11 protein-coding genes are annotated in these 14068 nt (G+C 70.1%); 3 read left to right on the top strand and 8 right to left on the bottom strand.

Annotated elements, in window-relative coordinates:
* Positions 1–4: 4 nt before the first annotated feature.
* The 5 genes from glpK to AB0I94_RS23745 all read right to left on the bottom strand — a co-directional run bounded on the left by glpK (position 5) and on the right by AB0I94_RS23745 (position 5229).
* Positions 5–1525 carry a glycerol kinase GlpK gene (gene glpK / locus AB0I94_RS23765; protein ID WP_363311631.1) on the bottom strand — a complete coding sequence of 507 codons (1521 nt, stop codon included), beginning with the start codon at positions 1523–1525 and terminating at the stop codon, positions 5–7.
* Between the two features lie 14 nt (positions 1526–1539).
* Positions 1540–2295 (bottom strand): MIP/aquaporin family protein, encoded by a 756-nt coding sequence (locus tag AB0I94_RS23760; protein WP_363311630.1) that lies wholly within the window; start codon positions 2293–2295, stop codon positions 1540–1542.
* Positions 2296–2689: 394 nt separating this feature from the next.
* Positions 2690–3880, bottom strand: a complete 1191-nt coding sequence (locus tag AB0I94_RS23755; protein WP_363311629.1) for a lipid-transfer protein — start codon at positions 3878–3880, stop codon at positions 2690–2692.
* Positions 3877–4320, bottom strand: a complete 444-nt coding sequence (locus AB0I94_RS23750) for a zinc ribbon domain-containing protein (protein ID WP_363311781.1) — start codon at positions 4318–4320, stop codon at positions 3877–3879. Before AB0I94_RS23750 ends, AB0I94_RS23755 begins: the two co-directional genes overlap by 4 nt.
* 102 nt (positions 4321–4422) lie before the next feature.
* A complete protein-coding gene (locus AB0I94_RS23745; protein ID WP_363311628.1) occupies positions 4423–5229 on the bottom strand; it encodes a M15 family metallopeptidase in 807 nt (268 codons plus the stop codon).
* A gap of 108 nt (positions 5230–5337) precedes the next feature.
* Between AB0I94_RS23745 and AB0I94_RS23740 the strand changes: the two genes are divergently transcribed.
* The gene (locus tag AB0I94_RS23740; RefSeq protein WP_363311627.1) at positions 5338–5871 is read left to right on the top strand and encodes an NUDIX domain-containing protein; all 534 of its coding nucleotides are present in this window, start codon (positions 5338–5340) and stop codon (positions 5869–5871) included.
* On the opposite strand, the gene AB0I94_RS23735 is transcribed toward AB0I94_RS23740, so the two are convergent.
* Complete coding sequence (locus AB0I94_RS23735) at positions 5862–8228, bottom strand: TIM-barrel domain-containing protein (RefSeq protein ID WP_363311626.1); 2367 nt, start codon at positions 8226–8228, stop codon at positions 5862–5864. The genes AB0I94_RS23740 and AB0I94_RS23735 overlap by 10 nt on opposite strands.
* Positions 8229–8441: 213 nt before the next feature.
* Here AB0I94_RS23735 and AB0I94_RS23730 point away from each other — a divergent pair, with 213 nt between their 5' ends.
* Positions 8442–10424, top strand: a complete 1983-nt coding sequence (locus tag AB0I94_RS23730) for an acetoacetate--CoA ligase (RefSeq protein ID WP_363311625.1) — start codon at positions 8442–8444, stop codon at positions 10422–10424.
* A gap of 76 nt (positions 10425–10500) precedes the next feature.
* On the top strand, positions 10501–11394 hold the full coding sequence (locus AB0I94_RS23725; protein ID WP_363311624.1) for a hypothetical protein: 894 nt from the start codon (positions 10501–10503) through the stop codon (positions 11392–11394).
* 58 nt (positions 11395–11452) lie between these two features.
* Here AB0I94_RS23725 and ptsP read toward each other — a convergent pair whose 3' ends face one another.
* Entirely contained in the window at positions 11453–13123 is a 1671-nt protein-coding gene (gene ptsP / locus AB0I94_RS23720; protein ID WP_363311623.1) for a phosphoenolpyruvate--protein phosphotransferase, read from the bottom strand.
* 74 nt (positions 13124–13197) lie between these two features.
* Positions 13198–13647: a PTS glucose transporter subunit IIA gene (locus AB0I94_RS23715; RefSeq protein ID WP_363311622.1), complete on the bottom strand. Its 450-nt coding sequence runs from the start codon at positions 13645–13647 to the stop codon at positions 13198–13200.
* Between the last annotated feature and the right edge of the window lie 421 nt (positions 13648–14068).

The raw sequence follows: 14068 nt of genomic DNA, 5'->3' as shown, positions 1-14068 counted from the left end.
CGGCTCAGCTCGCGCCGTCCTCCTGCCAGCCGAAGCTCCGCTCCACCGCCTTGTGCCAGTTGTGGTACTCGCGCTCGCGGGCCTCCGTGTCCATCACCGGCGTCCACTCGACGTCCTGCTGCCAGTGCGCCTTCAGCTCGTCGAGGTCGTTCCAGACACCGGTCGCGAGACCGGCGGCGTACGCGGCGCCCAGACACGTCGTCTCGGAGACCTTCGGCCGGATCACCGGCACCCCGAGAACATCCGCCTGGTGCTGCATCAGCAGGTTGTTCTTGGTCATGCCGCCGTCCACCTTCAGGGACCGCAGCCGCACCCCGGAGTCCTGGTACATCGCGTCGACGACCTCGCGGGTCTGCCAGCTGGTCGCCTCGAGGACGGCGCGTGCCAGGTGCGCCTTGGTCACGTAGCGGGTGAGTCCGGTGACGACGCCGCGGGCGTCGGAGCGCCAGTAGGGCGCGAAGAGACCGGAGAACGCGGGCACGATGTACGCGCCGCCGTTGTCCTCCACGCTCGCGGCCAGCGTCTCGATCTCGTCCGCGCTGCGGATGATGCCGAGCTGGTCGCGGAACCACTGCACAAGCGCGCCGGTGATCGCGATCGCCCCTTCGAGACAGTAGACGGGCGCCTCGGAACCGATCTTGTAGCCCATGGTGGTGAGCAGCCCGTTCTTCGACGGGACGGGCCGGTTACCGGTGTTGAGCAGCAGGAAACTGCCGGTGCCGTACGTGTTCTTGGCCGTCCCCGTGTCATAGCAGGCCTGCCCGAAGATGGCAGCCTGCTGGTCGCCGAGCGCGGAGGCGACCGGCACACCGGAGAGCTGCCCGACCGCGGTGCCGTAGACCTCTGCCGATGACCTGATCTCCGGGAGGATCGCCTCGGGGACGTTCATCGCGGCCAGGATCGACTGGTCCCACTGCAGGGTGGCCAGGTTCATCAGCATGGTGCGCCCGGCGTTGGTGACGTCCGTGACGTGTACGCCGCCGTCCGTGCCGCCGGTGAGGTTCCAGATCAGCCACGAGTCGATGGTGCCGAAGGCGATCTCGCCGCGCTCGGCGCGGGCCCGCAGGCCCGGCACGTTGTCGAGCAGCCAGGCGGCCTTCGGCCCGGAGAAGTAGCTGGCGAGGGGCAGACCGGTCTGCTCCCGGAACCTGTCCTGGCCGTCCGCACCGCCAAGCTCGTTGCAGAGAGCCGCCGTGCGGGTGTCCTGCCAGACGATCGCGTTGTGCACCGGCTTGCCCGTGGCGCGGTCCCACAGGACCGTCGTCTCGCGCTGGTTGGTGATGCCGAGGGCGCTGAGCTGGTCGGCACGGAGACCGGCCTTGGCGATCGCTCCCGCGACCACGGCCTGCACCTTGGACCAGATCTCGGTGGCGTCGTGCTCGACCCACCCCGGCTTCGGGAAGATCTGGCGGTGTTCGCGCTGGTCGACGGCGACGATCTCGCCCGAGTGGTTGAAGATGATGCAGCGGCTGGAGGTGGTGCCCTGGTCGATCGCGGCGACGAACTTCTCGGAGTTGTCCGGCATGGCTACCCCTAGCGTCAGAAGGCTACGTTGTAGATGAGACCTGCGAGCGCTCCGCCGATCAGCGGCCCGGCCACGGGGACCCAGGCGTAACTCCAGTCGGACGTTCCCTTGTTCGGGATCGGCAGGAACGTGTGCACGATGCGGGGGCCCAGGTCACGGGCCGGGTTGATGGCGTAGCCGGTGGGCCCGCCGAGCGAGAGGCCGATGCCGACGACCAGGAACGCCACGATCAGCGTCTGCGTGCCGGACTCGCCGAGCCCCTTGGTGAGCCCGAAGGCGAGGATGGGCAGCACCAGGGCGATGGTAGCGATGATCTCCGTGACCATGTTGGCGACCGGGTTACGGATCTCCGGGATGGTCGAGAAGATACCGAGAGTCGGCGTCGGCTCGTGCGCGCTCGTCACCTTGTCCTTGACGCTTCGCGAGACGTTGGCGTTGAACTGCGCGAAGTACACGAGATACGCGAGGACGGCGCCGAGCATCGCGCCGACCATCTGGCCGAGCAGGTAGATCCAGACCTTGCCCCACTCCTCGGTGTCGATCGCGATGCCGAGCGTGACCGCGGGGTTGAGATGGCCACCGGAGAGAGGGCCCGCGGTGTACGCGCCGGCGAGCACGCCGAAGCCCCATCCGAAGGCGATGACGACCCAGCCGGAGGCTTTCGCCTTCGAGTGGTTCAACGTGACGGCGGCGCACACGCCGGCGCCGAAGAGAATCAGGATCGCGGTGCCGATGATCTCACCGACGAAGATGTCCCCATTCGAGTACATGGCGGCTCCTAGGGCCTCGCCCGGGGCGGTGGCCCCGGTACTCCGTGCTGGGTGCGTTCCACGACTACTGCCTGGCTTTGCCCGGTGACTTCAGCCGAAGGCAGGGGTGTCCCGCGCCCCGCCCGGCTTCCATGGCGAGCGTGCCGTCGCAGTCGAATCGCCCAGAGGGGGATGACCCGCTGAACAGGCCCTTCGTGCGGACCATTCACGCGTACAGGGGCCCTGAGTGGCGCGGAGCCGAAGTGCGACGATGCCGACTGACACCGGAAGTGTTCACCGGTGGTGATGGAGCGTCAAGGTCGCGGACGGCAACGGTTAACCGGCGTACGCCCTTCCTCTGTGAGGCACCCGTGGTCCTGCCCCACGACGACCGGCCGGGGGCCGGTGGCGGCGCTCAGCGCACCGCGACGACCGCGGAGCCGTGCCCGAAGAGCCCTTGGTTCGCGGTGATCCCCGCATGCGCGCCCTCGATCTGCCGCGCCCCCGCCGCGCCCCTCAACTGCCATGTCAGTTCGCACACTTGGGCGATGGCTTGCGCCGGAACGGCCTCTCCGAAGGAGGCGAGTCCGCCACTGGGGTTGACCGGTATGCGGCCGCCCGGAGCGGTTGCCCCCTCCCGCAGCAGCTTGGCCCCCTCTCCCTCGCCGCACAGCCCCAGGTCCTCGTACCACTGCAGTTCGAGCGCGGTGGAGAGGTCATAGACCTCCGCCAAGGAGAGCTCGTCGGGCCCGATAGCCGCTTCCTCGTACGCGGCGTGCGCGATGGAGGCGCGGAAGGTCCCGTCGGCCGGTGCCACGACGGCCGCGGAGTCCGTCGCGATGTCCGGCAGGTCCAGGACCGTGGTCGGGTACGTCGGCGTCACCGTGGACACGGCCCGGATGCGCACCGGGCTGGTCGCGCCGTGCCGTCGGGCGAACTCCATGCTGCAGAGCACGAGCGCCGCCGCGCCGTCGGAGGTCGCGCAGATGTCGAGCAGCCGCAGGGGGTCGGCGACGACCGCCGACGCGGCCACCTCCTCGGCGGTGACGGTCTTGCGGTAGCGCGCGTTCGGATTGAGCGCCCCGGCAGCCGCGTTCTTCACCTTGACCTGGGCGAAGTCCTCCAGTGTGTCGCCGTGCACCGCCATCCTTCGGCGTGCGTACAGACCGAAGTACGTGGGATTGGTGGCCCCGAGGAGCCGGAACCGCAGCCAGTCCGGGTCGTCGTGCCGGTCCCCTCCGGCCGGGCGGAAGAACCCCTTGGGCGCGGCGTCCGCCCCGACCACGAGGACGACATCGGCGAGACCCGCGAGGATCTGCGTACGCGCCGTGTTGATCGCCTGGGCCCCGGACGCGCACGCCGCGTACACGCTGGCGACCCGCGCGCCCTGCCAGCCGAGCGCCTTCGCGAACGTCGCCCCCGCCACATACCCGGGATAGCCGCCGCGCACCGTGTCCGCGCCGACGACCGACCCCACGTCGCGCCAGTCCACCCCGGCGTCGGCGAGCGCCGCGCGTGCCGCCGCCGTGCCGTACTCGACGAAACTGCGGCCCCACTTGCCCCAGGGGTGCATGCCCGCGCCGAGAACCGCCACCTCGCTGGTCATGCGCCCACCCCCACCGGCCGCCAGTACCACGTCGTCCAGGTCGTGGCCGGGTCCTCCTCGGGTCCTTCGGCCTCCTCGAGCACGCCGGGGACGACTTCCACCTCCATGCCGATCTCCAGATCGGTGACGTCGACCCCTGGAGTCGCCTGGCCGAGTACGACCATCCGCTCCGTTTCCAGCTCCACAGCGATCAACGCGTAGGGATGCCAGGGAAGTTCCGGATCGGACACGTACGGCGCGGGCGGGCGGTAACGGCTGTCCGTGTACGACCAGACCCGCCCGCGCCGGGAGAGCGGCACCTCTTCGAGGTCGCCGCCGGAGCATCCGGGGTTGCGGCAGAAGCCGTCCTCGCGGGGGAAGAAGACACAGGCGCAGGCAGAGCAGCGCGTGCCCAGAAGACGGAAGTTGTCTCCCTCCCCGGCGAACCATCCGGTCACCACAGGAGTACGCGTACGCGACAAGGCTCCTCCATGACACTCAATCTGACGGGACGTCAGAAGTGTGTCACGGGCAACCGGATTCCGTCAGTAGCGCTGCGCCCGCTACTTCCCCTGAAGGGAGCGGCGCGCCACGGGGAAGTCGAAGTAGGTGTCAGGGAAGAGCTCGGGCTTGTACGTGAAGTGCCACCACTCCTCGGGGAGGTTGACGAAACCGACCTTGGTCAGCGCGCCCCGCAGCAGATCGCGGTTGGCGCGCTGTGCGCCGGTGATCCGGGGGTCGTCCGTGTGAGAGAGGGTGTCGAAGCAGTCGAACCCCGTCCCCATGTCCAGAGAGTTGTCGGGGAACCGCTCTGCCTGGGGTCCGAAGCAGGGCCTGAGCGGCTCGCCGGGGACGTACGGACGGGTCGGCAGGGCGGGCAACTTCACGACTGTCAGATCGAGCGTCGAGCCCCGGCTGTGCCCGGACTTCGCCGCGATGTAACCATCCTCGAACAACCGCGACTTGTCGACATGGGGATAGAACTCCGCCTTCATGCGTACGTCGCCGAGATCCTCGGCCCAGCGCACGAACTGGTCGACCGCCCGCTGCGGCCGGTAGCAGTCGTACACCTTCAGGGAGTAGCCCTTGCGCAGCAGCGTGCGCTGGGCCTTGTGCAGCGCCTTCGCCGCCGGCTCGGTGAGGATGCACATCGGCTTCTTGTAGCCGTCGATGGGCTCACCCACGAAGTTGTGCGGCGTCAGGTAGCGCATCTCCTGGATGATCGTCGGGTCGACGTCGCGCAACGCCACGAACTCATCGGGGGCCTTGGGTTCGGGCTTGGCATGGGCGGGCGCGGGGGCGGCGGCCACGGCGACGAGAGCGGTGGCGGTGACGGCGAGATTCCGCAGTGCGGTGGCAAGTCCTGTCATGAACCCTGCATCTATCAGGATCCGGGCCCACAGGGAAAGACCGTCACCGCCCGGAGGGAAAGACCGTCACCGCAGTGAGTCGGACAGAGACCGGCTACAGTCCGCGGCGTGTCCGCATCCCAGCACCGCGCCGCACCCGCCCCGGGCTCCCACTGTTCGAGCTGCGGAGCGCTTTACCGGGACCCTCTTTCCGCATGGCCCCGCACCTGCGCCTGCTGCGGCACGGCGGCCTACCGAAATCCGCTCCCCGTAGCGGTGGCGCTGCAGCCCGTGTACGACACCAAGGGCACCGCCCTCGTCGTCGTGACCCGGACCATCGCCCCCGCGCGCGGGGGAGTGGCCCTGCCCGGAGGGTTCATCGACGACCGGGAGGACTGGCGGGACGCCGTCGTCCGAGAACTCCAGGAGGAGACCGGCATCGGCGCGAAGAGCCGTGACATCCGCCTCGCGGACGCGCTCAGCGCACCTGACGGCTACCTCCTGCTCTTCGGTCTCCTGCCCGAGCGCCCGGCGGCGGAGCTGCCCGACCCGGCCCCCACGGACGAGACCGAAGGCTGGCACCTGCTGCACCGCCCGGCCGAACTCGCCTTCCCCCTGCACACCTTGGCCGTACGCGCCTGGTTCGAGGGGCGCTACATCTGACGGCACGCGCTTCCCCGCACCGTCACCGGCAGCCCGACATCACCCGCTTCCTCGCCGTCCCGCACGACCACCACACGCTTTCCGGCCCACCGCGCGGTGAACCGCTCGATCTCCGGCTCCTCCCACCCGTCACCCGCGTCCCTGACCACCAGGCCGCCCCCCGTACGCCCCGGCGCCGGAGCCCACACCTCCAGTTCCAACCCGCCGTCGGCACCTTGCACCGGCAGCACCGCGCCGGCCCGCGCGAGCACGGGGATGCGGGACAGCGGAGCCTCCAGGAGGACACGGGCCGGTCCCTCGTACGCCTGGCCGGTCGCCGTGTCGTACCAGCGGCCCGCCGGCAGCCGAACCGTACGGCGGACGGCCCCCGGCTCGAACACGGGCGCCACCAACAGACAGTCCCCGAGCAGAAACGCGTCCTCGCAGTCACGCAACCCCCGGTCCTCCGGACTGCCCCACCACACAGGCCGCGCATACGGCGCTCCCGTACGCCGAGCCAGATGCGCGAGCGTCACGAAGTAGGGCAGCAGCCGGCGGCGTTCGTCGAGCGCCACGCGCGCGTGCTCCAGCACATCAGGACCGAACTCCCAGGGCTCCCTGCGCCCGGCCCGCAGCGCGGCGTGCGTGCGGAACAGCGGCAGATACGAGCCGAGCTGGAACCACCGCAGATACAGCTCGGGTGACGGACTGCCGTCGAAGCCGCCCACATCAGGACCCGAGTACGGCACACCGCACAGCCCCAGACCGAGCACCAGCGACAGAGACGCCCGCAGCCCCGGCCACCCCGTGGCCACGTCCCCGGACCACGTCCCTCCGTAGCGCTGCATCCCCGCCCACCCGGAGCGCGAGAACAAGAAGGGCCGCTCCTGGGGATGCAGTTCGCGTAACCCCTCGTACCCGGCGCGCGCCATGCCGAGGCCGTACACGTTGTGTGCCTCGCGGTGGTCGCCCCCGCGGCCCTCCAAGGCGTGCCGGGCGGAGCGGGGCAAGGTCGGCTCCCCGAAGGCGGCGAAGGACACCGGCTCGTTCATGTCGTGCCAGAAGCCCGAGAACCCCTGGGCGAGCCGTTCCTTGTAGAGGCCGCCCCACCACGCCCGCACCCGCGCGTCCGTGAAGTCGGGATACACCGCCCGGCCCGGCCAGACGACCCCGTGCACCGTCCGCCCCGCGGCATCGCGCACAAAGGCGTCCGTCGCGCTGCCGCTGTCGTAGACCTCATTGCCCGGCTCGGCCTTCACCGCCGGATCGACGATCGACACCAGCCGCACGCCGTCCTCGAGCAAGTCGTCGGCCAGCTGCGGCACATGGGGATAGGTCTCCTTGTCGACGGTGAACACCTGATGCGCTTCGTAGTGGTCGATGTCCAGATGGACGGCGTCCAGCGGCAGCCCCCGCTCCCGGTAGCCGGCGACGATCCGCCGCACCTCGCGCTCACTGCCGAAGCCCCACCGCGCGTGATGGTGCCCGAGCGCCCACGCGGGAGGCAGCGCGGGCGGCCCCGTCAGGGAGCTCCAGGCGTGCAGCACGCGCGCGGGGGAGCCCACCATGGCCCAGCATCGCAGCGGCCCGCCGTCCATGCGCACCTCGCACGCACCCGCCCTGTCATGCCCCGACCCCGCCCCCTCCGTACCCTCGCGCACCGCCACGGTGCCGTCCCACGTGTTGTCGTGGAACACCAGATGACAGCCGACATCGGCCACGACGAACTGCACGGGCATGGTGATGTACAAGGGATCGTCGCCAGGCCCGAACGAACCGCCGGGGTCGGTGTTCCACAGCCGGTACGTCCCGTTCCGCAGCCGCGGCCCCCGCGCGCGACCCCCAAGACCGAAGAACCGCGCGTCCGCCGCCACCTGCGAGCGCTGCAGCCAGCGCGTGGCACCGCCGGCCGACTCCCACCAGCGAGGCGGCAGATCACGGCGCAGCATCAGACCACCGGGCGTCCGCAGCTCCACGGCGCCCAGCCGCGACACGACCACCGTCGCCCGCTCCGACACCACCCGCCAGCCGCCCTCCTTGTCCGGCTCGAGGACGGCCCGCGGGTCCGCCTCAGGGCCCCCGCTGACCAGCGCGTAGGAGGGATCGGGCTCCGCACCGTCCCAGCCCCAGAAGATCGCCCCGCCCGTCGTGACCCGCACCCGCAGCTCGGAACGGGCGAACCGCACCACCCCGCCGCCGGGCCCCGGCTCCACGCCCGTCACCGGACCGGGCACCCGCGCGCGCTCGACACCCCGGGGAGCGAGCCCGGCCGCGTCCGTCCGCCGCCTACGCCAAGAGGACCGCACCGCACGCAACCCCTGCGCCGTACCGACCAAGCTGACCGCCTTCACCGAACGCACCAGGTCACGACCGTTCATGCTGCTCACCCTGCCACCGAAGAAGCCGCCCGTGTGGATCGTTCAACTGCCGTTCACCTGGGGTGACGGCACACAGCCGCCTCGCCGACTGTGTGAGGCACACCCTGGTGCCGCAATCGATCACGTGGCATCGTCCCTGTCAGCCGTGTCGCGCGCACAACCAGCACGCGCGCACCCACACGCATACGACGCGTAAAGCCCGGGAGCCGCCCCATGTCCTCAGCGAACCCCTCACCGCTCTGGCAGCCCGACCAGGAACGGATCGCCGCCGCGCAGATCACGCGATTCCAGGCATGGGCCGCCGAACACCACGGAGCACCCGCCGACGGCGGCTACGCGGCGCTGCACCGCTGGTCCGTGGACGAACTGGACACGTTCTGGAAAGCGGTGACCGACTGGTTCGACGTGCGGTTCTCGACGCCCTACGCGCGCGTACTCGGCGACCGCTCGATGCCCGGTGCCCAATGGTTTCCCGGAGCCACGCTCAACTACGCCAAACACGCACTGCGGGCCGCGGAGGACCCCTCACGCACCAACGACCCGGCCCTCCTCCACGTGGACGAGACCCACGAACCGGCCGCCGTCACCTGGGGCGAGCTGCGCCGCCAAGTCGGCTCCCTGGCGGCCGAACTGCGCACCCTCGGCGTGCGCCCCGGAGACCGCGTCAGCGGCTACGTCCCGAACATCCCGCAGGCCGTCGTCGCCCTCCTGGCCACCGCGGCCGTCGGCGCCGTCTGGACCTCCTGCGCCCCGGACTTCGGCGCACGCAGCGTCCTCGACCGCTTCCAGCAGGTCGAACCGGTCGTCCTGTTCACCGTCGACGGCTACCGCTACGGCGGCAAGGAGCACGACCGCCGCGACGCCGTCGCCGAACTGCGCCGCGAACTGCCCACGCTGCGCGCCGTCGTCCACATCCCGCTGCTTGGCACCGAGGCCCCCGAGGGCGCCCTGGAATGGGCCGCCCTCACCGCCTCGGACACGATCCCGGTCTTCGAGCCGGTCCCGTTCGACCACCCCCTGTGGGTGCTCTACTCCTCCGGCACGACAGGCCTGCCCAAGGCCATCGTCCAGTCCCAGGGCGGCATCCTCGTCGAACACCTCAAGCAGCTCGGCCTGCACTGCGACCTGGGCCCCGAGGACCGCTTCTTCTGGTACACGTCCACCGGCTGGATGATGTGGAACTTCCTCGTCTCCGGCCTCCTCACCGGCACCACGATCGTCCTCTACGACGGCAGCCCCGGCTACCCCGACACCGGCGCCCAGTGGCGCATCGCCGAACGCACGAAGGCCACGCTCTTCGGCACATCGGCGGCCTACGTCATGGCCTGCCGCAAGGCGGGCGTGCACCCGGCCCGCGACTTCGACCTCTCCACCGTCAAGTGCGTCGCAACGACCGGATCCCCGCTCCCGCCCGACGGATTCCGCTGGCTGCACGACGAGTTCGAAGACACGCCCGGCGGCCTGTGGACGGCCTCGGTCAGCGGCGGCACGGACGTCTGCTCCTGCTTCGCCGGAGCCGTACCGACCCTCCCCGTACACATCGGCGAGCTCCAGGCCCCCGGCCTCGGCACGGACCTCCAGGCCTGGGACCCCCAGGGCAAACCCCTCGTCGACGAGGTCGGCGAACTCGTGGTCACCAACCCGATGCCCTCCATGCCGATCCACTTCTGGAACGACCCGGACGGCAGCCGCTACCACGACAGCTACTTCGACACCTATCCCGGCGTCTGGCGCCACGGCGACTGGATCACCGTGACCTCGCACGGCTCCGTCGTCATCCACGGCCGCTCCGACTCCACGCTCAACCGCCAAGGCGTACGCATGGGCTCGGCCGACATCTATGAAGCGGTAGAACGCCTCCCCGAAATCCGCGAAGCCCTCGTCATCGGCGTCGAACAGCCCGACGGCGGCTACTGGATGCCCCTGTTCCTCCACCTCGCGCCCGGCGCCACCCTCGACGACGGCCTGCGTGAGCGCATCAAGCAGACGATCCGCGCACAGCTCTCCCCGCGCCACGTCCCCGACGAGGTCATCGAGGTCCCCGGCATCCCCCACACCCTCACCGGCAAGCGCATCGAGGTCCCGGTCAAGCGACTGCTCCAGGGCACCGCGCTGGACAAGGCGGTCAACCCCGGCTCGGTGGACAACCTCGACCTCCTCCGCTTCTACGAGGACCTGGCCCGCAAGCGCTCCTGAACTCCCGCCCAGCCGCCGTTGTCAGTGCCCGCAATTACTCTGAGTGAGCATTGACCGACGTACCGCAGGGGGAATCATGACGCGCACCCAGCACACCACCATGCGGCGGGCACTACGCCGCGAAGTCGCCGGTACCATCGGCCTGTTGGCCGACGAGGACGACTTCGCGGCGATGCGCCGCTACCGAACCTTCACCTTCGACGACCACACGACCTACCTCCGGCAGGCCGAAGGCCTCCTCAGATCACTCGCGTCCGAGGGCGGGCACACCGCCATCGCCCTCTTCGACCCCGAGGAGTACGCGGAGTACTGCGCCGAGGCCGGCCTGGACCCCGACGCCCCGGCCAGCCGCACCCGCTTCACCGCCGAACTCGCCGCCACAGGGCCCACCGTGCCGTACGACGGCCGACCACTCGCCGATCTGCTCCCCGACCTCGTCGACGAAGCGGTCCGCCGGGCCACCTGGGAGTACGCGACCATGCTCCTGGCCCGCCTCGGCGCCTGCGCGGTCTGCGGCGAGGACATCGGCCGCGCCGCCTTCAACCGGGCATCGGACCTCCTCGTCCAGCTGCTCGACATCCCCGGCCCCGGCACCCGGCACCTCGTGTGCAGCGTGCCCGCGGCCCCGGAGACACTCCTCGCCGCTCTGCACACGGCACAGGACACCGAGGGCAACACGCAGCTCGACGAGACCGAAGCCCTGGAGTTCACCACGATCCTCGCGGCCGGCATCGCCACCCACAGCGCCGCGGGCCTGGTGATGCGCACCGTCGCGGACGGCCGACGCGACCGCGTCCAGGGCTGGCGCCTGCACGGCGAGCGACTGCTGCCCCTGACCGCGGCCGAGGTCTTCGACGCCTACTGCACCGACGCGGTGTCAGGGGATCTGGTCGCCCCGGAATCCGGCGTCGACTACTGTGCCGCACCGACCGTCGGGGACGCGGAAGCCGAGGGGGGACACCGCCACTGAACGCCGAGGGGCGCCCCACCCACGACGGATGGAGCGCCCCTCACACACTTGCTTGCGGCTACTCGCCGGACAGAACGGCCTGCGCCGCCTTCCGCGCATCCTCGGCACTGTCCGCGGCACGCGCGGCGGACGCCGCACGCTCGCACTGAGCCAGCGTGTACTTGCCCAGCGTCGCCCGCACGTAGGGAATGGACGCCGCACCCATCGACAGGGAGGTGACACCGAGACCGGTCAGCACACACGCGAGCAGCGGGTCGGAAGCCGCCTCGCCACACACGCCACAGCTCTTGCCCTCGGCCCTGGCCGCCTCGGCGGACAGCGAGACCAGGTCGAGCAGCGCGGGCTGCCACGGGTCCTGGAGCCGCGACACAGCGCCCACCTGACGGTCGGCCGCGAACGCGTACTGCGCGAGGTCATTGGTGCCGAGCGACAGGAACTCGACCTCCTGGAGAATCGAGCGCGCCCGAAGAGCGGCCGACGGAATCTCCACCATGGCACCGAACTTGGCCTGCAGTCCCGCCTCACGGCACGCGTCGGCGAACGCCTTCGCGTCGATACGGTCGGCAACCATCGGCGCCATGACCTCGAGGTAGACCGGCAGCCCCTCCACGGCCTTGGCAAGCGCCGTCAGCTGCGTACGAAGCACATCGGGGTGCTCGAGCAGCGACCGGAGACCGCGCACGCCAAGCGCCGGGTTCGGCTCATCGCCGGGGGTCAGGAAGTCGAGCGGCTTGTCGGCACCCGCATCGAGCACACGCACGACGACACGACCCTCGGGGAACGCCTCGAGGACCTTGCGGTACGCCTCGACCTGCTTCTCCTCCGACGGCGCCTTGCTGCTGTCGTCGAGGAAGAGGAACTCGGTGCGGAAGAGACCGACACCCTCGGCCCCGGCCTCCACCGCCGCAGGCACGTCGGCGGGACCGCCGATGTTGGCCAGCAACGGCACCTTGTGCCCGTCGGACGTCGCACCGGGACCGGTCGACGCGGCGAGAGCGGCCTTGCGCTCGGCCGCCGAGGCCTCGAGCTGAGCCCTCTTCTCCGCACTCGGCTCGACGAAGATCTCACCGGTGCTGCCGTCCACGGCGACAACCGTGCCCTCGGCCAGCTCACCCGCGCCCGGCAGCGCGACAATCGCCGGCACACCGAGCGCACGCGCGAGAATCGCGCTGTGACTGGTCGGTCCGCCTTCCTCGGTCACGAAACCGAGCACCAGCGTGGGGTCGAGCAGAGCCGTGTCCGCCGGCGCGAGGTCACGCGCGATCAGGACGTAGGGCTCGTCGCTGTCCGGAACGCCGGGCATCGGAACGCCCAGCAGACGGGCGACGATACGATTCCGCACGTCATCAAGGTCAGCGACGCGACCGGCCATGTACTCGCCGGCGCCCGCGAGCAGCTCGCGGTAGTGCGAGAACGCGTCATAGATGGCGCGCTCGGCCGAGCTGCCGACGGTCACCCGACGGTCGACGTCAGCCATGAGTTCCGGGTCCTGAGCGATCATGGCCTGCGCCTCGAGAACTCCCTGCGCCTCACCACCGGCCAGGTTGCCGCGCGCATTCAGGTCGGCCGCCACAGCTTCCACCGCCTGGCGGGCGCGCCCCTGTTCGCGCTCCGCTTCCTCCGCGGGAATCTGCTTGGCAGGCGGCTCAAGCACCGCCGTCCCCATGTGCCGAACCTCGCCGATCGCCACACCGTGGCTCACGCCGACGCCTCGCAGCGTTGTCTCCATTTCACCCGTCTCCGATAGAGCGACGGGCCCAGCCGCCGCGGTGTATGTCGTGCCTGCCGTCAGGGACGGCGGCGTCACTTCCAGCTGAAGAGGGAGTCCCCAGCCTTTACGTCGCCATCCTCCACGAGACCGGAAAGGGACTCGGCAGTGGCCTCGAGCGCCACGATCGGGCAGATCGGAGACTTGCCGGCCGCCTCGACGCCCGCCGGGTCCCAGCGCACGATGGACTGACCGCGCTGAACGGTGTCGCCCTTGTTGACGAGCAGCTCGAAGCCCTCGCCATTGAGCTGGACGGTGTCGATCCCCAGGTGCGTCAGCACACCGTGTCCCTGGTCGTCCACGACGACGAAGGCGTGGGGATGGAGCGAGACGACGATGCCGTCGACGGGGGCGACAGCCACGGAGGGCTCGCGCGCGGGGTCGATGGCCGTGCCGGGCCCGACCATCGCGCCGGAGAAGACGGGGTCCGGTACAGCAGAGAGCCCAATGGCGCGTCCGGCAAGCGGGGACGTCACGCTGGTCATGGCAAGCCTCCCAGGGGGTGGAGATACGTAGCCGCCGTCACTACCTGTCCTGGACGACGCGCTGTTCAGAAGGGTAAGTCATAAAAAGTCCCGGTTCCGCGCGAGTGGTCCCGGATGACTGAGTAGGGGCACCGCACAAACGATTTGCGCCCGCCCCAACCACCGATGTACAGTCGGACTCCCGCCTGAGGCAAGCGACGCGGCAAGCGTCCGGACTCGGTGGCATCTACCAAGACAGATCCTAATCCCTGGGTCAGATTCTGCGTGCTCGCAGATGAGTGGTCAGGGAGGCGAAAAAGTCCTGATAGAGTTTGGAACACAACGAAGGAAGCGCCCGGAGGAAAGCCCGAGAGGGTGAGTACAAAGGAAGCGTCCGTTCCTTGAGAACTCAACAGCGTGCCAAAAGTCAACGCCAGATATG

The organism is Streptomyces sp. NPDC050147, assembly GCF_040660195.1.
Taxonomy (GTDB): domain Bacteria; phylum Actinomycetota; class Actinomycetes; order Streptomycetales; family Streptomycetaceae; genus Streptomyces.
This window is presented reverse-complemented; position numbering and strand designations above follow the sequence as displayed.

Bases quoted from the DNA above. Each gene is read 5' to 3' on its own strand.
- ptsP (WP_363311623.1), bottom strand. From the start codon at position 13,123: ATGGAGACAACGCTGCGAGGCGTCGGCGTGAGCCACGGTGTGGCGATC.
- AB0I94_RS23715 (WP_363311622.1), bottom strand. From the start codon at position 13,647: ATGACCAGCGTGACGTCCCCGCTTGCCGGACGCGCCATTGGGCTCTCT.
- glpK (WP_363311631.1), bottom strand. From the start codon at position 1,525: ATGCCGGACAACTCCGAGAAGTTCGTCGCCGCGATCGACCAGGGCACC.
- AB0I94_RS23745 (WP_363311628.1), bottom strand. From the start codon at position 5,229: ATGACAGGACTTGCCACCGCACTGCGGAATCTCGCCGTCACCGCCACC.
- AB0I94_RS23730 (WP_363311625.1), top strand. From the start codon at position 8,442: ATGTCCTCAGCGAACCCCTCACCGCTCTGGCAGCCCGACCAGGAACGG.
- AB0I94_RS23760 (WP_363311630.1), bottom strand. From the start codon at position 2,295: ATGTACTCGAATGGGGACATCTTCGTCGGTGAGATCATCGGCACCGCG.
- AB0I94_RS23725 (WP_363311624.1), top strand. From the start codon at position 10,501: ATGACGCGCACCCAGCACACCACCATGCGGCGGGCACTACGCCGCGAA.
- AB0I94_RS23755 (WP_363311629.1), bottom strand. From the start codon at position 3,880: ATGACCAGCGAGGTGGCGGTTCTCGGCGCGGGCATGCACCCCTGGGGC.
- AB0I94_RS23735 (WP_363311626.1), bottom strand. From the start codon at position 8,228: ATGAACGGTCGTGACCTGGTGCGTTCGGTGAAGGCGGTCAGCTTGGTC.